Source organism: Gillisia sp. Hel_I_29 (genome assembly GCF_000744275.1).
In the GTDB taxonomy this organism is placed as follows: Bacteria; Bacteroidota; Bacteroidia; order Flavobacteriales; family Flavobacteriaceae; genus Gillisia.
On record NZ_JQLP01000005.1, the window covers coordinates 82,746 to 103,896 of the forward strand.

The following is a 21,151-nucleotide window of genomic DNA, read 5'->3' on the forward strand; positions in this document are numbered from 1 at the left end:
TGCGAAGTATTAACCTCTTCTAGGTTTTGGTATGAATGCAGCTGGGTAATCTGCCTTTATCTTCATTAGAGCTCTGTCTGCCTCTAATCTATTTCTAAAGTTCCCAATCCACACTTTATAATTAGGGGTCTCATAGATCACTTGTGGAGGCCATGTATCGTATTTTGCACGAAAGTCTTTAAGCGTTTCACTGGCGGTGTTATTATCTCCATAATATAACTGGATCTTATAGCGCTCACCTAATTTACCATCTTTAGTCATTTCGGTTTTAAGATCTAATAATTTTGGTAAAAGATCACTCTGCTCAATGTTAGTCTGTCCAGACTGTGCAAAAGTATTTATTTGCAATCCTAAAGCAAAAATGCTAAATAAAATGCAGTGTTTTAATGTTAATTTCTTCATATAGTTGCTATTTGATGTAAAAGTAAAATTTAATAACTAATTGTTGGTCGGTTTTATTATTTAGAACTAATATAAATTATCGATTAACAATCCTGTAACATTTATAAAATGGACTTTAAGTGTTACTTTTGTGCCTGAATTTTTAGGGTGCTATTTGTATATATTTGTGTTTAAAATAGTTACAAATTATCGTGCCAAACATAAGACGTTAATTCAACTTACAGTATGAAAAAGGTGAAATTCCGCCATTCAACCTCGTGGCTGCTTCTATTATCGCTAGTATTGTTGCTATCATTTAGCTCGTACTCATTTGCACAAGATCAGCCTGCTGATCCCGCAACTGAGCAAGCTGCTGAAGGAGCTGCAGATTCTGGATCTGATTTAGGTGATCCTGCCGCAGGTAAATCATTGTTCAACACATTATGTGCTGCTTGTCACAAACCATATTCGAAGGCTATTGGGCCAGCGCTAAATGGAATTACAGACAGACAAAGTCGCGAGTGGATCGAGACTTGGGTGCGTAATTCAGCTGCTATGATCGCTTCAGGTGATGCAGATGCAGTTGCAATCTATGAAGAGTATAACAAAACCAACATGCCTGCATTTCCGCAATTGTCTTCAGATGATATTGGAAATATATTGGCTTACGTAGAACAACCAAAGCCAACGGCTCCTACAGCAGCTGCTGGAGCTTCTGCGGAAGGTGATCAATCTGCAAATGTTGGAGGTGTTTCTAATAATATTATTCTGGCAGTGCTTGCATTTGTCTTGTTAATGTTGTTAGTGATCTTGTTTCTTGTAAATAAGACCCTGAGAAAATTTGCAGTAGCTTCTGGTGTACAATTGCCAGTTGCTGAAAAAAGAACTCCAATTTGGAAGGCTTTTGCTGAAAATCAATTCTTGGTACTGGTTTCTGCTATCGTAGTATTATTGGCTAGTGGATATTTTGTTTACGGTTTCTTAATGCAAGTTGGAATAGATCAAGGATACGAACCAATTCAGCCTATACACTATTCTCACAGAATTCATGCGGGAGACAACCAGATTGAGTGTAAGTATTGTCATTCATCTGTTAGAACTTCTAAGCATTCTGGTATTCCTTCATTGAATGTTTGTATGAACTGTCATAAGTCAATTGCTGAAGTTGCTCCAGAAACAGCTACAGAAGATTATTCAAAAGAGTTTTATGATATGGAGATCTCTAAGCTTTACGATGCTGTTGGTTGGGATCCGGCCACACAATCATATTCTGGAGAAACAAAGCCTGTAAAGTGGGTTAGAATTCATAACCTTCCAGATTTTGTTTACTTTAACCACTCTCAACACGTAACTGTTGCAGGGATAGAGTGTCAGAAATGTCACGGGCCTATTCAGGAGATGGAAGTGGTTTCTCAATATGCTCCATTAACAATGGGGTGGTGTATCAATTGCCACAGAGAAACTAAGGTTAGAATGGAAGGAAATGAATATTATGAAAAAGTTCATGAAGAGCTTTCTAAGAAATATGGTGTAGAAGAACTTACGATCGCTCAAATGGGTGGATTGGAATGTGGTAAGTGTCACTACTAATAAGAAAAAGTTTCCTGATATTTCAGGGTTATAATTACGAAGTTAATATTTAGATATATATGTCATCAAACAAGAAATACTGGAAAAGTGTTGAGGAGCTAAAAGAAAATAGCTCTATTGTTGAGACGCTCCAACAAAAAGAATTTGCAGAAGAAATTCCAACAGATGAATTTTTAGGGGATAAAGAATCCTTAAGTAATTCTTCTACTACAAGACGTGATTTCTTGAAATATGTTGGGTTTAGTACAGCTGCAGCTTCTTTAGCTGCTTGCGAGGGGCCGGTTATTAAATCTATCCCTTATGTAGTACAACCGGAGCGAATTGTGCCTGGAATTGCAAATTATTATGCATCAACAATTGCTGATGGATTTGATTTTGCAAGTGTATTGGTTAAGACTAGAGAAGGTAGACCAATTAAGATTGAGAATAATACGCTGTCAACAGTTAAGGCTGGAGCTGGAGCAAGAGTTAATGCTTCTGTGCTTTCTTTATATGATAGTAAGCGTGTGAAAAGGCCTATGATAGATGGTCAGAATGTTTCATGGGAAGACTTTGATAGTAAGGTTTCTAAAGGTTTAGAAAATGTTACCGGTGAAGTAGTTCTGTTGACGCAAACATTTGCTAGTCCATCTACCTCAAAGGTCATTAAAGAGTTTTCTGGGAAATTCGGAAATTCAAGACACGTAGTTTATGATACTATATCGGAAGATGCAGTTTTAGATGCATTCGAAGCTAAATACGGACAAAGAGCGTTACCTAATTACGATTTTTCTAAAGCTGAAATGATCGTATCTATTGGTGCAGATATTCTTGGAGATTGGCAAGGTGGAGGTTATGATGTTGGATATGCTAAAAGTCGTGTTCCTAAGAACGGGAAGATGTCAAGACATATTCAATTCGAATCTAACTTAACTAACTCTGGAGCTAAAGCAGATAAGAGATTACCTGTAAAGCCTTCTGAACAAAAAGCGGTTCTTTCTGCTTTGTATAGTTATATTGTAGGTGGTTCTTCAAGCAGTAAGTTATCTTCTAAAGTGGATGATGCAGTTGTGAAGGCTGCTAGTCAATTGCGTAAATCTGGAAGTGGAGCTGTAGTTGTATCTGGAATTCCAGATGTAGATGCTCAAACATTAGTACTTAGTATTAATGAAGCTCTTGGAAGTAAAGTAATGGATAGTGCTAACCCAAGAATGATCCGTCAAGGTAATAACAAAGCGGTTCAGCAATTGGTAGCAGATATGAACTCTGGCAAAATTGGTGCTTTATTGGTAGCTGGTGTAAACCCTGCTTATAGCTTGCCAAATGCAGTTGAGTTTGTAGAAGGAATGAAAAAAGTAGATTTCACCTTGGCTTTCTCAATGAAAGAAGATGAAACTGCAAAACTATGTAAATATTTAGCTGCAACTCCACATTACCTTGAGGCTTGGGGAGATGTTCAGTTTACAAAAGAAGAATTCGCGTTGGTACAGCCAACAATTCGCCCTCTTTTTGATACAAGACAAGTTCAGGATTCTTTATTGAAATGGTCAGGAAATGATACTTCTTATTATAATTATTTAAAAGAAACCTGGTCTTCTATATCTTGGAATGACGCTTTACATGATGGTGTGTTTAAGGCAACAAGTCCTGTAACAATTGGAGCAGATGCTGCAGTTTCAGGATCAGCTGCTACTTCATCTTCTGTAGATGCTAACGCTTCTGCCGGTAGATTAGCTAATGGAGAAGATTCTAAGGGGACTATGGAGCTTGTTCTATATACTAAAGTTTCTTTAGGGGATGGTCAGCAAGCTAACAACCCATGGTTGCAAGAAATGCCAGACCCAATTACAAGAACTACTTGGGATAACTACTTAACAGTTTCTAGAGTAGATGCAGAAGAGTTAGGTCTTGAAAATACTACGGTTTCAGACGGTGCCTTAAATGGTAGCTATGTAAATCTTAAAGTTGGTAACAAGGTAGTTAAAAATGTACCTGTTATCATTCAGCCTGGTCAGGCTCGTGGAGCTGTTGGACTTGCCTTAGGTTATGGTAAGAAAGAAGGAATGCAAGATGAAATGAAGGTTGGAGTAAATGCCTTCCCTCTTTATCAAGATTTCAAATCTTTCCAGAACGTAACTATAGAGAAAGCTGGAGGAATGCACGAATTTGCATGTGTGCAATTGCAGAACACATTAGCAGGTCGTGATGATATTATTAAAGAAACTACACTTCACGAATTTAATACGGAAGAAAAAGAGCATTGGAATAAAATGCCAGAGGTGAGCTACAATCACGAAGAGGTTCCTACCGATTCTGATAAAGCTGATATCTGGACTTCTTTTGACAGAACTTTAGGGCATCACTTTAATCTTTCTATAGATTTAAATGCTTGTACCGGTTGTGGTGCTTGTGTTATTGCTTGTCATTCTGAAAATAACGTTCCTGTAGTAGGTAAAGAAGAAGTAAGAAAGTTTAGAGATATGCACTGGTTGCGTATCGATAGATATTACTCTGCTGAAGATACCTTTAAAGAAGAACAAGAAGCTTTAGAAAACCTTGCAGCATTTGATACTTATTCTGCAGTAGAGACAGCCTCAGATGAAAATCCGGAAGTTGCATTCCAACCTGTAATGTGTCAGCACTGTAATCACGCTCCATGTGAAACAGTATGTCCGGTTGCCGCAACATCTCACGGTCGTCAAGGTCAGAACCAAATGATTTATAACCGTTGTGTAGGTACAAGATATTGTGCTAACAACTGTCCTTATAAAGTGCGTCGTTTTAACTGGTTTAACTATGCTAAGAACGATGAGTTTGATTACCATATGAATAATGATCTTGGTAGAATGGTACTTAACCCAGATGTGGTGGTTCGTTCTAGGGGGGTTATGGAAAAATGTTCTATGTGTATTCAGAAAACACAAAAAACTATACTAGATGCTAAGAGAGATGGTAGAGAAGTTGAAGATGGTGAATTCCATACAGCTTGTTCTGCAGCTTGTGATAAAGGAGCTATGGTTTTTGGAGACATCAATAACAAAGAGTCAGAGATCATGAAGATGAAAAAAGATGAGAGAATGTATCATCTTTTAGAAAGCTTGGGAACTCAACCTAATGTGATGTATCAAGTGAAAGTTAAAAATACAAACGAGGTTTAGAAAATTTGTGTAAGAATCAATTATTAAGAATCAATTTTTAAGAGTATGTCGTCACATTACGAAGCACCTATAAGAGAGCCTTTAGTTATTGGAGATAAAACCTATCATGACATTAGTGTTGAGATAGCTGCTCCTGTATTAGGTAAGGCCAATAAATCTTGGTGGATAGTATTCTCGATTGCCTTAGTGGCATTTTTATGGGGATAGGTTGTATTGTTTATACCGTTTCTACCGGAATCGGGGTTTGGGGATTGAACAAGACCATTGGATGGGCTTGGGATATTACCAACTTTGTTTGGTGGGTTGGTATTGGTCACGCCGGGACCTTAATATCGGCAGTATTGTTATTGTTCCGTCAAAAATGGAGAATGGCAGTTAACAGATCTGCAGAAGCAATGACAATCTTTGCGGTATTCCAGGCAGGTTTGTTCCCAATTATACACATGGGACGTCCATGGTTAGCTTATTGGGTATTACCTATACCTAACCAATTTGGGTCATTATGGGTTAACTTCAATTCGCCATTACTTTGGGATGTATTTGCAATATCTACTTACTTATCTGTATCACTAGTTTTCTGGTGGACAGGTTTGTTACCAGATTTTGCAATGATACGTGATAAGACTACTAGTCCTTTTCAAAAGAAAATGTATGGTATTCTTAGTTTTGGATGGAGCGGACGTGTAAAAGACTGGCAACGTTTTGAAGAAGTATCTTTGGTATTAGCAGGTTTAGCTACACCGCTTGTACTTTCTGTACACACAATTGTATCTTTTGACTTTGCTACCTCAGTAGTTCCTGGTTGGCACTCAACAATTTTTCCTCCATACTTCGTGGCAGGAGCTATTTTCTCTGGATTCGCCATGGTGCAAACCTTGTTGATCATTATGAGAAAAGTATCTAATCTTGAAGATTACATTACCGTTCTTCATATTGAATATATGAACAAGGTGATACTTTTAACAGGAGGTATTGTGTCTGTAGCTTATATCACCGAGTATTTCATTGGATGGTATTCTGGTAGTAGTTATGAAAATTATACATATCTATCTTTTGGTGCTGCAACAGGGCCATACTGGTGGGCATTCTGGGCACTTATTACATGTAACTTTATTGTGCCACTTACTTTATGGGTTAAGAGCTTAAGAAGAAATATTGTTTGGACCTTCTTTGTAGCCTTGATCATTAACATTGGAATGTGGTTTGAACGTTTTGATATTATCGTTATAGATTTAAGTAAAGGTAGAACTCCATCTTCTTGGGCAATGTTCTCCCCAACCTTTGTTGATATAGGAGTATTTATTGGAACCATTGGATTCTTCTTTGTATTGTTCCTGCTTTATGCACGTACGTTCCCAGTGATCGCACAAGCAGAAGTTAAAACAATCTTGAAATCTTCAGGTGAAATGTATAAGAGATTGCGTGCAGAACATGGTGATGATTTTAATCATGCACATGGTCATATTCACGTAGATAATGATCCTAGTGCAGGTGAACCAGCGGCTAATGAGCCAAATAGAGATCTTCTTAGTGGGGAGTCAAGAGATGGTGTAGATCAAAGTAGCCTTAATGCTCTGGTAGATACAGATATTAAGCGAGATAGGGTTGATGCTATGTTAGCTAGAATTGGAACTTTTGATCCTGCGGTACAAAGTCAGGATGATCTTCAAAAGCTTACCGACGTTGGACCTTTGATGGAGCAGAATTTACATCAATTAGGTATCTATACTTTTAACCAAATTAGTAATATGTCTCTTCAGGATTACGAAGTGCTAAATACAATTATCGATTCATTTGGCGATAGAGCTAAACGTGATGATTGGGCAACTCAGGCAGCTAATTTAAAAAATAACTAATATGTCAGGGAAAGTCATACATGCTTTATATACAGACGATGACTTGCTTATGCAAGCCGTTAAGCAGACTAGAAAAGCTAATTATCATATAAATGATGTTTTTACTCCATTCCCCGTTCACGGATTGGATAAAGCGCTGGGTTTAGCGCCAACAAGGTTAGCGATATGTGCATTCTTATATGGTATTACCGGTTTAACGGTAGCTACTTTAATGATGAACTTTATCATGATTGAAGACTGGCCTCAAGACATTGGTGGAAAGCCAAGTTTCAGTTATATTCAAAACATGCCGGCATTTGTGCCTATCATGTTTGAATTAACCGTTTTCTTTGCGGCTCACTTAATGGTAATTACTTTTTATATGAGAAGTAAGATCTGGCCATTTAAAGTTGCAGAAAATCCAGACGTTAGAACAACAGATGATCATTTTCTTGTGGAAATTGATGCGGCAAATCACGATGTGGATAGCCTTACTAAGTTCTTATACGATACAGGCGCTTCAGAAATTAAATTAATTGAATAATAAATAAACAGAATGAAAAGTTTATTTCATAGATCTATAGTACTACTGCTTGTTGCGGTAACGGCAACGTCCTGCTTTAACAAAGAACGTCCAAACTATCAGTACTTCCCAGACATGTACGAGCCAGTTGGATATGAAGCTTATGGAGAGTATGATGTTTTTGAAGACCAACAAGAGGCTAAATCTCCTGTAGAAGGAACTATACCTCGTGGTTGGACTCCTTATGAGTATGAAAACTCAAATGAAGGTAGTGCAAAGGCAAAAGCAGAACTAACAAACCCAATCCCTTATACACAGGAGAATCTTGCTGCTGGGCAGCAATTATACACTGTTTACTGTGCAGTATGTCACGGTGATAAAGGTAATGGAAAAGGAATTTTGGTAGAACGTGAGAAGATCCTTGGGGTACCTTCTTATGATGATCAGGGTAGAGCAATTACAGAAGGTAGTGTATATCACGCTATGTATTATGGATTGAATGCTATGGGATCTTATGCATCTCAAACTACTATCAACGAGCGTTGGCAAATAGATCACTATGTAATGAAATTAAAAGGTGCACTTGAAGGTAAGCCTGAAAGAAGTTTTGATACACCAGAAAATGCTGCCAAAACAGAATTGATACCTGCAGTTAATGCAGAGCCATCAACTTCTATGGAGCAAGCATCTACTGCCGATCAAGCCAAAGAAAGTACCAACTAAAAGTAACTGTATTTAGATATATTCATATGTACACGATATCCAGTAAATTAAAAATAACCGCTATCATTTTTATGATCGTGGGTGCATTAGGCCTGGTATACGGGTTTTTAACCACACCTTCTAACGTTGAGGAATTAAAAGAAATGATGGCTTCAGAAGAGCATCATGGAGATTCTGAAGCTCATGCAATGAATTCTGAAGAAGAAGATCATCATGAAGCAATTAGTGAGCATGAAGTTGTGAATGAAGAACATGGTGCTGCGGCAGTTTCACATGAAACTAATGCACACGAATCTGCATCTCATGATGATGCACATTATGAGCATGTATTACATCAATATCAAACCAAGCCTTGGTCTGCAACCTTTGTGAATGCATTCTTTTTCTTTATGATAGCATTAGGAGCATTGGTTTTTTATGCTATTCAATATGCTGCTTCTGCAGGGTGGTCTCCGGTTCTATTCAGAGTTATAGAAGGAATTACCGCTTACTTGCTTCCGGGATCTATTATAGTATTTTTAATAGTTGTATTTGCTGGAACACACTTCTACCCATGGCAGAATGAAGAATTGGTTGCGCATGATCCTATACTTCAAGCAAAATCGGGATATTTAAATTTTCCATTCTTTCTAATTAGAGGAATTATCTATATTATAGGTTGGAACTTATACCGTCACTTCTCTAGAAAAAATTCATTAGCTCAAGAAACTGCGTTAGATCTAGCTCCTTATAAAAGGAACTTTAAATTAGCTGTTTTCTTTTTGATGTTCTTTATTGTAACAGAATCTACTATGGCTTGGGACTGGTTCATGTCTATGACGCCTCACTGGTATAGTACTTTGTTTGCATGGTACATTTTTGCTACTATGTTCGTATCTGCTATAACAGTTATAGCATTGGTAACTATAATGTTGAAGAAATTGAACTTAGTTCCTTTCATTAACGATAGTCATTTACATGATCTTGCAAAATTCATGTTTGCTTTTAGTGTATTCTGGACTTACTTATGGTTTAGCCAATTTATGCTTATATGGTATGCGAATATTCCTGAAGAAGTAACTTATTTTATTATTAGAATTCAAGAGTATAATCTATTGTTTTTTGGAATGCTAGTGCTTAATTTTGTATTCCCAATTTTAATATTAATAAATAGTGATTACAAACGTATTCCATGGTTCGTAATTATGGCAGGAGTTTTGTTATTAGCTGGTCACTATATTGATGTTTTCTTACTAGTTATGCCTTCTACGGTTGGTCCATACTGGTTCTTTGGAATTACTGAAATTGGAGGATTATTGTTCTTTCTTGGTCTGTTCATCTTAGTTGTAGGTGCTGGTCTTGGGAAAGTAGCGTTAAGACCAAAAGGTAACCCATTCATTGTAGAAAGTGAAAATTACCATTATTAACAATTAGTATTAAAAGTAGATATTATAAAAATGACTGTATTTTTAGTAATCATAGTATTAGCACTTTTTGCCGTAACCATGTGGCAAATATCCAAGATATTCCAGTTATCCAAAAGCAGTGATGTAGATTCATCACAGGTTGCCAATGATAAGGATAACAAAAGCCAGGCTTATATCATGGTTGGTTTTGTTGTGTTCTTTTATGCCTTGATGATCTGGTGTTTCTGGCATTACAGTAAATTCTATCTTCCGGAAGCTGCTTCAGAACATGGTGGAGCGGTAGATAACTTAATGTTCCTTTCAATAGGTATCATTATGTTCGTACAGGTTCTTACTCAAGCTTTATTGCATTTCTTCGCTATAAAGTATACAGGTAAGAAAGGGCAGAAGGCTTTGTTCTTTGCAGATAATGATAAGTTAGAATTCATCTGGACCATTATACCTGTAATTGTATTAGCCGGACTTATAATCTACGGGTTGTTCACTTGGTCTGATATTATGAACATTAATGAAGACGAAGATCCAATGGTTGTAGAGCTTTATGCATATCAATTTGCATGGAGAGCTAGATATTCTGGTGATGATAATACTTTAGGTAAAGCCAATGTTAGGTTTATTGAGGGTGTAAATCAATTAGGGGTAGATGAAAGCGATCCTTATGCTATGGATGACAAGGTTACAACAGAATTACACTTACCAGTTGGGAAGCCAGTAGTTTTTAAACTTAGATCTCAAGATGTTTTACACTCCGCTTATTTTCCTCACTTTAGAGCTCAAATGAACGTAGTTCCTGGAATGATCACTCAGTTTGGTTTTACTCCTTCTATCACTACGGAAGAGATGAGAGCCTCTGAATATATGGTAGAAAAGGTTGATAACATTAACGAAATTAGAAAAGACAATTCTAAAAAGTTAATGGCTGAAGGTGAAGCTCCTTTAGATTCTTACGAATTTGATTACTATCTTTTATGTAATAAGATTTGTGGACAAGGTCACTATAATATGCAAATGAAGATTGTTGTTGAGTCTCAAGAAGATTATGATGCTTGGATAAAAGAACAGCAAACATTTAAGGATGCTATGGCACCACAAGATACTGAAGATTCTGTTGGAGATGCTCCAAAAGAGAACTTAGAAGTGGCATCAGCAGTAGAAGAAAAAGAAGAAAACTAAAAGTTAAAGATTTAAAGTTATGTCAGCAGCAGGACACGCAACGCTAGATCACGCACATGATGATCATGGGCATCATCATAAGCAAACCTTTATTACAAAGTACATTTTTAGTACAGACCATAAGATGATCTCTAAACAATACCTTATAACAGGTTTGTTAATGGGTGTTATCGGTATATTAATGTCGATTCTTTTTAGAATGCAACTGGCATGGCCAGAGCAATCTTTCTGGATCTTTAAGGCACTTTTAGGAAAATGGGCACCAGATGGTGTTATGTCTCCGGAGATCTACCTAGCGCTTGTAACTATACATGGTACTATCATGGTATTTTTTGTATTAACCGCAGGTTTAAGTGGAACATTTAGTAACCTTTTAATACCACTTCAAATTGGTGCAAGAGATATGGCGTCAGGATTTCTGAACATGGTATCTTACTGGTTATTCTTTGTTTCTTGTGTAATTATGCTTAGTTCTCTTTTCGTGGAGGCAGGACCCGCTTCAGCAGGTTGGACCATTTATCCGCCGCTTAGTGCATTGCCACAGGCTATTGGAGGTTCTGGTCTTGGTATGACTCTTTGGTTAAGTGCTATGGCTGTATTTATTGCTTCCTCTTTATTAGGATCTTTAAACTATATAGTTACCGTTATCAATATGAGAACTATTGGAATGTCTATGACTAGACTTCCTCTTACAATTTGGGCATTCTTTGTAACAGCTATTATTGGGGTTGTTTCTTTCCCTGTATTATTATCTGCAGCATTGTTACTTATAATGGATAGAAGTTTTGGTACCTCGTTCTTCTTAAGTGATATTTTTATACAAGGAGAAGTGTTGAGTCATCAAGGTGGTTCTCCAGTATTATTTGAGCACTTATTTTGGTTCTTAGGGCACCCTGAAGTATATATCGTTATACTTCCGGCAATGGGGCTTGTATCAGAAATTATGGCAACCAACGCACGTAAACCAATATTTGGTTATAGAGCCATGGTAGCATCTATATTGGCAATTGCATTTCTATCTACAATTGTATGGGGACACCACATGTTCGTGTCTGGTATGAATCCTTTCTTAGGATCTGTTTTTACCTTTACAACTTTGTTAATTGCAATTCCATCTGCTGTAAAAGCTTTTAACTGGATCACAACTTTATGGAAGGGAAATCTGCAAATGAACCCTGCTATGTTATTTTCTATAGGTTTCGTTTCTACCTTCATTACTGGAGGTCTAACAGGAATTATTTTGGGAGATAGTACTTTAGATATCAACGTTCATGATACTTATTTCGTAATTGCTCACTTCCACCTTGTAATGGGGATATCTGCACTTTACGGTTTGTTAGCTGGTGTATACCACTGGTTTCCAAAAATGTTTGGTAGAATGATGAATAAGAACTTAGGATATATTCATTTCTGGGTAACTGCTGTTGGAGCGTATGGGGTATTCTTCCCAATGCACTTTATTGGAATGGCAGGTCTTCCAAGAAGATATTATACGAATACAGCATTTCCATACTTTGATGATTTGGCAGATGTAAATGTTATCATAACTGTTTTTGCTATTATAACTGCAATCGTTCAATTAGTATTCTTATATAATTTCTTTAGTTCTATGTTCTTCGGAAAGAAGGCTACTCAGAATCCTTGGAATGCAACCACATTAGAATGGACTACTCCGGTAGAGCATATTCACGGTAACTGGCCTGGAGCTATACCATCAGTATACAGATGGCCTTACGATTATTCTAAGGTCAACGAAGATGGAGAATATGTAATTGCTGGTCAGGATTTCGTCCCGCAGGACGTACCACTTCAAGAGAATGAAGAAGAGATGAATCATTAGAAAATTCTCTACTTATAATATAAAAAGCCTTTTCATTTTGAAGAGGCTTTTTTCTTTTATCTTTGTTAGCATCTCATTTTAGATATTAAAATATACCACATTGTATGAACGAGAATCTGGACGCATCAGGAGATAATTTTTCTTCAGAAGAGTTTGATATTGAAAGAGCTTTAAGGCCTTTAAGTTTTGATGATTTTGCTGGTCAGGATCAAGTATTGGAGAATCTTAAGATCTTTGTTGAAGCTGCAAATCAGCGTGGAGAAGCTTTAGATCATACCTTATTTCATGGTCCTCCGGGACTTGGTAAGACCACTCTAGCCCATATTTTAGCCAATGAATTGCAAGTTGGGATAAAAGTTACCTCAGGTCCTGTTATAGACAAACCAGGAGATCTTGCAGGGTTACTTACCAATCTTGAAGAAAGAGATGTTCTATTTATAGATGAGATCCATAGATTAAGTCCTATAGTAGAAGAATATCTATACTCTGCGATGGAAGATTATAAGATAGACATCATGATCGAAAGTGGGCCTAACGCAAGGACAGTTCAGATAAACCTGAATCCATTTACCTTAATTGGAGCTACCACAAGATCTGGCTTGCTTACTGCTCCTATGAGAGCAAGATTTGGTATTTCTAGTAGACTTCAGTATTACACTACAGAATTGCTTTCTACCATTTTAGAACGTAGCGCAGAGATCTTAAGAGTGCCAATAACTATGGACGCAGCCATAGAGATTGCGGGTAGAAGTAGGGGTACACCAAGAATTGCCAATGCACTACTGAGGAGAGTTCGTGATTTTGCTCAGATTAAAGGCAATGGAAAGATTGATATGGAGATCTCTAAATTCAGCTTAAAAGCATTGAATGTAGATGCTCATGGATTAGATGAAATGGATAATAAAATATTAACCACCATTATAGATAAATTTAAAGGAGGGCCGGTGGGTATTACTACTCTTGCAACTGCGGTTAGTGAGAATGCTGAAACTATTGAGGAAGTTTATGAGCCTTTTCTAATTCAGCAAGGATTTATCTTTAGAACACCACGCGGTAGGGAAGTAACAGAAGCTGCTTATAGACATTTAGGCAGGATAAAAGGAGCTACTCAAGGTGGCTTGTTTTAATGGTTGTATAGAACCTGTACATCTTTATTATATAAATGATAAACCTTCTATGTTTAACTTCAATTGAAATTTGGCATTATATTAATAGTTAGTTGATTTTAAATGGTTATTCTTAGGAAAAGATTGTAAATCTATCAACAAGAAATTAATGATGAAGACGAAATACATAATAAATATAGCGAACGTTCAGACTGTAGATGAGATTCGAGAATATTGGAGTAGTGAAGATTATATTTCTTTACTAGATAAATTTAATTATCCAGACGCCCAAGATTCGAAACCTGAAAATTTGAGAGAATTGCTCTTCATGGCAATTACAGATTTTGAACCATCTGAAGCTGCAAAGGTAGTTTTAGAGTATAAATTGGGTGATCAATTATCTGATGGTCAGATCGAGCAGATTTCAAATGACATGTTAATGGATACGGTTTGTGAAGAGTATCCAGATATGGACCTACAGGCTCCATTGTTTCATATTACACAATTATTATTTAAAGCATATAACGGTAAGTTTCCAAGTTCTAGTGCTACAATTATAAACTGCTCCATAATATCAGCAGATACTAAAGATTCGAGCCTTACTAAGGAGGAGATCTTAAGATTGTTTAATGATGGTTTGTCTGATAGAAATATTGTTAAGAGATTGTTTGCAGATCAAATGGAAGGGAAGGTTGCGTTTCCGGAAGCAGAAGATATCATTTGGGAACTCAAGAACTCAGGAAAAGATCAATATCAACTTACTACTTCAGGGAATCTGATAAAGAAAGAAGAAATTATTGCTTCAAATTGGGAGAGTGCTATAGAAGAAGTGGAAGAAAATTAATATTTAGCAGATTCTTACTCGAAATATCAATTAGTTGAACCAGCTCATAGCTTTAAATTAACTGTTAAATATAGTATTGTAATGGATAAAAGGAACATCCCCAAGGTTTCATTTTTAGAGTTCTTAAAACATGCTTCCAATATTCTTAAGAATCCGTTGCCTTTTCATCACAGTAATTTTGAGAAGCATGGAGATACATTTAGATTGATTATAGGTCCCGGAAAATCTGTAATTTTTTCTAGAGATGCCTATCTGGCGGAATATGTACTTCAAAAAAATCAAAAAAATTATACAAAGTCTCCTATTCAAACCAAAGATCTGGTAAAATATGTAGGGAGAGGATTGCTTACTGCAGAGGGAGATCATTGGAAAAAGCAACGAAAATTGATACAGCCTGCCTTTCATAAAAAGCAGCTTACTTTACTGTTGGAGAGTATTCACAAAGCGATACTTACAGAACTGGATAAGATCCAAACCGATAGGGATGTTGATATATTTCCAGTTTTTAATGATCTTGCTTTTCAGACAGTTGTCAAATCTTTGTTTAGCAGTGCAGTTGGAGATAAAGACATTGCTAGGCTACAATTTATCACAGAAGCAGCCCAGAAAATGTTAGTGAGAGAACTGCGTCAACCTTTCTTGAGTTTATGGTTTAAGTATGGAGGTGAAATTAAAAAGCACACAGATCTTACAGATGAGGCAAGAGTAATCCTTAAAAAGCTGGTAAAAGCCAGAAAAGAAAGCGATATAAGAGAGAACGATCTTTTAGATATGCTGTTAGATGCACGCTATGAGGATGGTAATGAAATGGATGAAGAACAATTAATAGATGAGATCTTGATATTGTTTACTGCTGGTCATGAAACTACTTCTAATGCGCTCACTTTTGCTGCAGAGTTGTTAGCTAGAAATCCAGAATCTCAACAGAAGATCTATGAGGAGAGTTTGAAGGCTAAGCAAGAAACTCATACATTAATGGAATTTATTCAGGCTTGTAGTTATACCAAGAAGGTTATCGAGGAGACTATGCGATTATATCCTCCGGCTTATTTTATAGATAGGATAAATTTAGAAGATGATTCTTTTGAAGGCTTGGAAATTCCTAAAGGTTCCAATTTGCTATTCTCTTTTCACGAGATCCATAAGCACAAAGATCATTGGGAAAATCCGGAGAAATTTGATCCTGAAAGATTTTCAGATTCAGATCCATATTTGCACACACCGTATTACGCACCTTTTGGAGCAGGTCCAAGGAAATGTATTGGAAACAACTTTGCTATGTTTGAAATGATACTTGCAGTCTCAAAGGTGGTAAGCAATTACAAAATAGAACCAAAAACAACACCTATAGAAATTTTACCTCTCATAACTTTAAAACCTAAAAATGCTATTTTGAAGTTTCAAAAGCGATAGCTAAATGTTGCAAAAATCTAAATATTCAGAATTGATAAAAACCGAAGCGAAACGCCTCGGTTTTATGTCTTGTGGTATTTCCAAAGCAGAATTTTTAGAAGAAGAGGCTCCAAGATTGGAAACTTGGCTTCAAAAGAATATGCATGGTGAAATGAGTTACATGGAAAATCATTTTGATAAGCGGTTAGATCCAACAAAACTGGTAGAAGGATCAAAAAGTGTGATTTCTTTATTGCTTAATTATTATCCTTCAGAATTTCAGCGAGAGGATACTTATAAGATCAGTAAATACGCCTTTGGTACAGATTATCATTTTGTAATAAAAGATAAGCTCAAAAATCTACTCAAGTACATTCAGGATGAAATTGGAGAGGTAGATGGAAGAGCTTTTGTTGATTCAGCTCCGGTATTAGATAAAGCATGGGCAGCAAGAAGCGGGTTAGGCTGGATAGGAAAGAATGCTAATCTATTAACAAAGCAAGTAGGTTCTTATTATTTTATAGCTGAACTTATTGTAGATCTCGAGCTGGAATATGACACTCCGGTTACAGACCACTGTGGAAGTTGTACTGCTTGTATAGATGCATGCCCAACGCAGGCCATAGTAGAACCCTATAAAGTAGATGGCAGTAAATGTATTTCCTACTTTACCATAGAATTGAAAAATGAATTACCAAATTCCTATAAAGATCAATTTAACGATTGGATGTTTGGATGTGATGTTTGCCAGGATGTTTGTCCGTGGAATAAATTTTCACAACCTCATAACGAACCATTATTCAATCCGAATCTACGGTTATTAGATAATTCTAAGAAAGACTGGGAAGAACTTACCAAAGAAACTTTCAATGAAATTTTTAAAAAGTCTGCCGTAAAAAGAACCAAGTTTGAAGGTCTTAGAAGGAATATTGATTTCTTGAAAAAGTAAGATTTTAATTTTTATGTACACAACTGTAATAAACTCAACTTTTCATAACTAATCTATTAAAAGAAGGTTTGAGTAAAGATTTCTATACACAGTTCATTTTGCCTTATGCCGGAATAATCATTAAGATATGTCGTGCATATACGGATACTGAAGAAGATTTTCAGGATTACTACCAAGAAGTTTGTCTTCAGCTATGGAAAAGTCGGGAGAATTTTAAGGGTGATTCCAAATGGTCTACTTGGGTTTACCGAATTTCTTTAAATGTTTCACTTTCCCTGCTTAAGAAGGATAAGAAAGTAAATAAGAAAAGTGTGGAACTAAAAGATCTTGCTACTGTTACACCTAATGATCTGAATCCCTTCAATGACGAATCTCTTAAACTTCTTTACATAGCTATAAAAAAGCTTTCAGAACTAGACAGAGCGATCATACTGCTTTACTTAGAAGAAAATTCATACCAAGAAATAGCAGAAATAATAGGTTTATCGCCCAATAACATCGGAGTTAAAATCACTAGAATTAAGAAAAAATTAAAGACATTACTTGATGGAAAGATCTATTGAAAATATATGGAAAGAAGGTTTTGAATCTGATAAAAGTTTAAAATCACCTTTAGTTAAGGATCTCTATACGAAAAAATCCAAGCTGATAATTGATAAGATCAAGTCCGAATCTAAATGGGATAACCTTAGTCTTATTCCAATGGCTCTAGTTCTATTTGGATTATTTGTTTTTTTAGGTAAGATGCTACTAGGGTTTTATTTAGGAGCTTTACTGATTTTATTATTCTTTCTGAATAAAAAAATGTTGAAGAAAGTGGACGGATTTAATTCAAGCGCGAACACCTATTTGTATTTAATAAATTATGATACACAGTTAAAAGCTATTCAGAGGTTTTATACCAAATTATTAGCAATAGGGCTGCCTATACTTATTATTCCGGCTTATTGGTTGTATTTTCAAGGTACACCTTTAATGTCTAGTTTTATGGGCGCAGATATGTCTTTTCAAATTCTTATAGTAGTAGCTATTGCGCTTCTATTGTCTGGTTTAGGAGTGCTCAGTTATAAATTAAGTACTCATGTAGTCTATGGTAAATTAATTAAACGAATTGAGGCAATTATTCATGATATGGAGGAGCTAGAGAAATTGGATATTTAAGAGTTGACCTAATTTCTTGATAAATATTAGGTGTAAAGTATTTGATATTTATATACCTGAAAAAAGTAAAGCTTGTTACCTTTGTTTCTCAGCCACAAAATTAGATTATGAGTAAGGATAGTAAAAGACGAGAGGCACTGGTTTATCACGCCAAACCAAAACCGGGAAAAATTGAAGTAGTTCCCACCAAAAAATATGCAACCCAACGAGATCTTTCTTTGGCTTATTCTCCAGGTGTTGCAGTACCATGTTTGGAGATAGAAAAAGATAAAGAAAATGCTTATAAATATACCGCTAAAGGAAATTTAGTAGCTGTTATTTCAAACGGAACAGCAGTTCTTGGATTAGGAGATATTGGTCCATTAGCATCTAAACCTGTAATGGAAGGAAAGGGACTTTTGTTCAAGATCTTTGCAGATATAGATGTTTTTGATATTGAGGTAGATACTAAAGATGTAGAATCTTTTATAGCAACTGTTAAGAATATTGCTCCAACCTTTGGAGGCATCAATTTAGAAGATATTAAAGCTCCGGAAGCTTTTGAGATAGAAAGAAGATTAAAAGAAGAATTGGATATTCCGGTGATGCATGATGATCAGCACGGTACTGCTATCATTTCTGCCGCAGCTCTTATAAATGCCTTAGAACTTGCTAAGAAAAAAATAGAAAAGGTTAAAATAGTAATTAGTGGAGCCGGAGCAGCTGCTGTTTCCTGTACTAAACTGTACAAAGCCTTTGGTGCGAAGTCTGAGAATATCGTAATGTTAGATAGTAAAGGTGTAATTCGTGCAGATAGAACTAATCTTTCTGTTGAAAAATTAGAATTTGCAACTAAAAGAAAAATAGATACGCTAACAGAGGCTATGAAAGATGCCGATGTTTTTGTAGGGCTTTCGGTTAAAGATATTGTAACTCCAGCTATGCTAAAGACCATGGCTAAAAGGCCCATTGTTTTTGCAATGGCAAATCCAGATCCAGAGATTGAATATAATCTTGCTGTTGCTACACGTAAAGATCTTATAATGGCAACAGGAAGAAGTGATCATCCTAATCAGGTAAATAATGTTCTTGGATTTCCATATATCTTTAGGGGAGCTTTAGATGTTAGAGCCACAAAGATCAATGAAGCTATGAAAATGGCGGCAGTAAAAGCATTGGCAGCTATGGCGAAGGAGCCTGTGCCGGAGCAAGTGAACATTGCTTATAACGAAACCAAACTTAATTTTGGTCCGGAATATATCATTCCGAAACCTTTTGATCCTCGATTGATAGCTAAAGTTCCTCCTGCAGTAGCAAGAGCAGCAATGGAAAGTGGAGTGGCGAAAAGTCCTATTCTAGATTGGGAGCGTTATGAAGACGAGCTACTGGAAAGAATGGGGAATGATAATAAGGTTTCCAGGTTGTTGATGAACCGAGCAAAATCTCAACCTAAAATGGTGGTTTTTGCAGAAGCAGATCACTTGGATGTACTTAAAGCAGCCCAAATTGTTCATGAGGAGGGAATTGCGGTACCTATACTTTTAGGTAGCAAAGAGGTTATTATAGAATTGATGAATGAAATAGATTTTGATCATGACAATATTTTAATTGTAGATCCAAAATCAGATGAAGAAAAAGAGAGACGAAATTCTTATGCAGATGTATACTGGAAAGCACGATATAGAAATGGCGTTACCAAATATGATGCTCAGAAGTTAATGCGCCAACGGGATTATTTCGCAGCAATGATGGTGAATGTAGGAGATGCAGATGCGCTCCTTTCTGGGTATTCTAGAGCTTATCCAACAGTGGTAAAACCTATGTTAGAGCTTATTGGGATGGCTAAAGGTATAGATAGAGTTGCAGCAACCAACCTTATGAATACTTCTAGGGGGCCTTTATTTATAAGTGATACTTCTATAAACATAGATCCTTCTGCCAAAGATCTAGCTAAGATCGCTCAGATGACCGCTAAAACGGTAAAATTATTTGGTATGGAGCCGGTTATAGGAATGATCTCTTATGCCAATTTTGGGTCTTCCAAACATGAGAGAGCTCAAAAAGTGAAGACCGCTGTAAAGTATTTACATAGAGCTTTTCCAGATCTAAAAGTAGATGGTGAGATACAGGTAGACTTTGCACTTAATAGAGAAATGCTAGAAAGTAAGTTTCCATTCTCTAAATTGGTGGGTAAAAAAGTAAATACTTTGATCTTTCCAAACTTAGAATCTGCAAATGGAACTTACAAGCTTATTAAAGAGTTGAATAAAACAGACTCTATAGGACCTATTATGATGGGGATGAACAAGCCGGTTCACATCCTTCAATTAGGTGCTAGTGTTGAAGAAATTGTAAATATGGCTGCCATTGCAGTTATTGATGCTCAGGAAAAGCAAAAGCGCAGTAAATAAGCTATTTAAGCTTTTTTCTGAATTTTGATATTTTCTTGGAGCTCCGTATTATTTTAGTACATTTGGATACTAACATTTTATCCATACATGATTCATCATTTAAAGGGGCAATTGATAGAAAAAAATCCCACCCATGTTGTAATAGACTGCAACGGGGTGGGATATTTTGTACATATATCCTTGCATACATTTTCACTTCTAAATAGCGCTTCAGAAGCTATTAGCATATATACTCATTTACAAGTAAAAGAAGATTCACAGACTCTATTTGGGTTTATGGAAAAATCTGAACGAGAATTGTTTAGATTATTGATCTCTGTATCTGGTATTGGTGCTAGTATAGCAAGAACTATGTTATCTTCTTTGGAGCCTAAAAATATTATTGACGCTATTGCATCTGGGGATGCAGCAACCATACAAAGTATAAAAGGAATAGGTGCAAAAACTGCTCAACGAGTTATTTTAGATCTAAAAGACAAGGTGTTAAAAGTGTTTGGAGAAGGAGAAGTTTTCATTTCTCAGAGCAATACCAACAAAGAAGAAGCGTTATCTGCTTTAGAAACTTTAGGTTTTGCTCGAAAACCAGCCGAGAAAGTTGTAGACAAAATAATGAAAGAAACCACAGACCCTACCGTGGAGACGATCATCAAATTAGCCTTAAAGAATTTATAATTTCATTTTGATTAAAATTGAGGAATAAT

The 21,151-nt window shown here is 36.2% G+C and carries 16 protein-coding genes and 1 pseudogene; 16 read left to right on the forward strand and 1 reads right to left on the reverse strand.

Annotated features, from left to right (window positions below; translation table 11 throughout):
• Positions 1–9 precede the first annotated feature (9 nt).
• Positions 10–402: an SPOR domain-containing protein gene (locus P163_RS05430; RefSeq protein WP_034888478.1), complete on the reverse strand. Its 393-nt coding sequence runs from the start codon at positions 400–402 to the stop codon at positions 10–12.
• Between the two features lie 225 nt (positions 403–627).
• Here P163_RS05430 and P163_RS05435 point away from each other — a divergent pair, with 225 nt between their 5' ends.
• The 16 genes and pseudogenes from P163_RS05435 (at position 628) to ruvA (ending at position 21,122) form a co-directional block, all read left to right on the forward strand.
• Positions 628–1,971, forward strand: a complete 1,344-nt coding sequence (locus P163_RS05435; RefSeq protein ID WP_034888480.1) for a c-type cytochrome — start codon at positions 628–630, stop codon at positions 1,969–1,971.
• Between the two features lie 59 nt (positions 1,972–2,030).
• Complete coding sequence (locus P163_RS05440; protein WP_034888482.1) at positions 2,031–5,108, forward strand: TAT-variant-translocated molybdopterin oxidoreductase; 3,078 nt, start codon at positions 2,031–2,033, stop codon at positions 5,106–5,108.
• Positions 5,109–5,153: 45 nt separating this feature from the next.
• Positions 5,154–6,964, forward strand: a pseudogene (gene nrfD, locus P163_RS05445) (NrfD/PsrC family molybdoenzyme membrane anchor subunit).
• Position 6,965: 1 nt separating this feature from the next.
• Entirely contained in the window at positions 6,966–7,487 is a 522-nt protein-coding gene (locus tag P163_RS05450; protein ID WP_034888486.1) for a DUF3341 domain-containing protein, read from the forward strand.
• Between the two features lie 12 nt (positions 7,488–7,499).
• Positions 7,500–8,189 carry a c-type cytochrome gene (locus P163_RS05455; RefSeq protein ID WP_034888488.1) on the forward strand — a complete coding sequence of 230 codons (690 nt, stop codon included), beginning with the start codon at positions 7,500–7,502 and terminating at the stop codon, positions 8,187–8,189.
• Between the two features lie 26 nt (positions 8,190–8,215).
• The gene (locus P163_RS05460) at positions 8,216–9,595 is read left to right on the forward strand and encodes a hypothetical protein (RefSeq protein ID WP_034888490.1); all 1,380 of its coding nucleotides are present in this window, start codon (positions 8,216–8,218) and stop codon (positions 9,593–9,595) included.
• Between the two features lie 30 nt (positions 9,596–9,625).
• Positions 9,626–10,768, forward strand: a complete 1,143-nt coding sequence (locus P163_RS05465) for a cytochrome c oxidase subunit II (RefSeq protein WP_034888492.1) — start codon at positions 9,626–9,628, stop codon at positions 10,766–10,768.
• 19 nt (positions 10,769–10,787) lie between these two features.
• Positions 10,788–12,608: a cbb3-type cytochrome c oxidase subunit I gene (locus tag P163_RS05470; RefSeq protein ID WP_034888495.1), complete on the forward strand. Its 1,821-nt coding sequence runs from the start codon at positions 10,788–10,790 to the stop codon at positions 12,606–12,608.
• 104 nt (positions 12,609–12,712) lie between these two features.
• Entirely contained in the window at positions 12,713–13,735 is a 1,023-nt protein-coding gene (gene ruvB, locus P163_RS05475) for a Holliday junction branch migration DNA helicase RuvB (RefSeq protein ID WP_034888499.1), read from the forward strand.
• Positions 13,736–13,883: 148 nt separating this feature from the next.
• On the forward strand, positions 13,884–14,558 hold the full coding sequence (locus tag P163_RS05480; protein ID WP_231556160.1) for a hypothetical protein: 675 nt from the start codon (positions 13,884–13,886) through the stop codon (positions 14,556–14,558).
• Between the two features lie 81 nt (positions 14,559–14,639).
• A complete protein-coding gene (locus tag P163_RS05485; protein WP_034888504.1) occupies positions 14,640–15,971 on the forward strand; it encodes a cytochrome P450 in 1,332 nt (443 codons plus the stop codon).
• A gap of 4 nt (positions 15,972–15,975) precedes the next feature.
• On the forward strand, positions 15,976–16,899 hold the full coding sequence (gene queG, locus P163_RS05490; protein WP_034888506.1) for a tRNA epoxyqueuosine(34) reductase QueG: 924 nt from the start codon (positions 15,976–15,978) through the stop codon (positions 16,897–16,899).
• A 68-nt stretch (positions 16,900–16,967) separates the two neighbouring features.
• Positions 16,968–17,462 (forward strand): RNA polymerase sigma factor, encoded by a 495-nt coding sequence (locus P163_RS05495; RefSeq protein WP_034888508.1) that lies wholly within the window; start codon positions 16,968–16,970, stop codon positions 17,460–17,462.
• Positions 17,446–18,060 carry a hypothetical protein gene (locus P163_RS05500; protein WP_034888510.1) on the forward strand — a complete coding sequence of 205 codons (615 nt, stop codon included), beginning with the start codon at positions 17,446–17,448 and terminating at the stop codon, positions 18,058–18,060. Before P163_RS05495 ends, P163_RS05500 begins: the two co-directional genes overlap by 17 nt.
• 107 nt (positions 18,061–18,167) lie before the next feature.
• A complete protein-coding gene (locus tag P163_RS05505) occupies positions 18,168–20,450 on the forward strand; it encodes an NADP-dependent malic enzyme (protein WP_034888512.1) in 2,283 nt (760 codons plus the stop codon).
• 87 nt (positions 20,451–20,537) lie between these two features.
• Positions 20,538–21,122, forward strand: a complete 585-nt coding sequence (gene ruvA / locus P163_RS05510; protein ID WP_034888517.1) for a Holliday junction branch migration protein RuvA — start codon at positions 20,538–20,540, stop codon at positions 21,120–21,122.
• Positions 21,123–21,151: the final 29 nt, after the last annotated feature.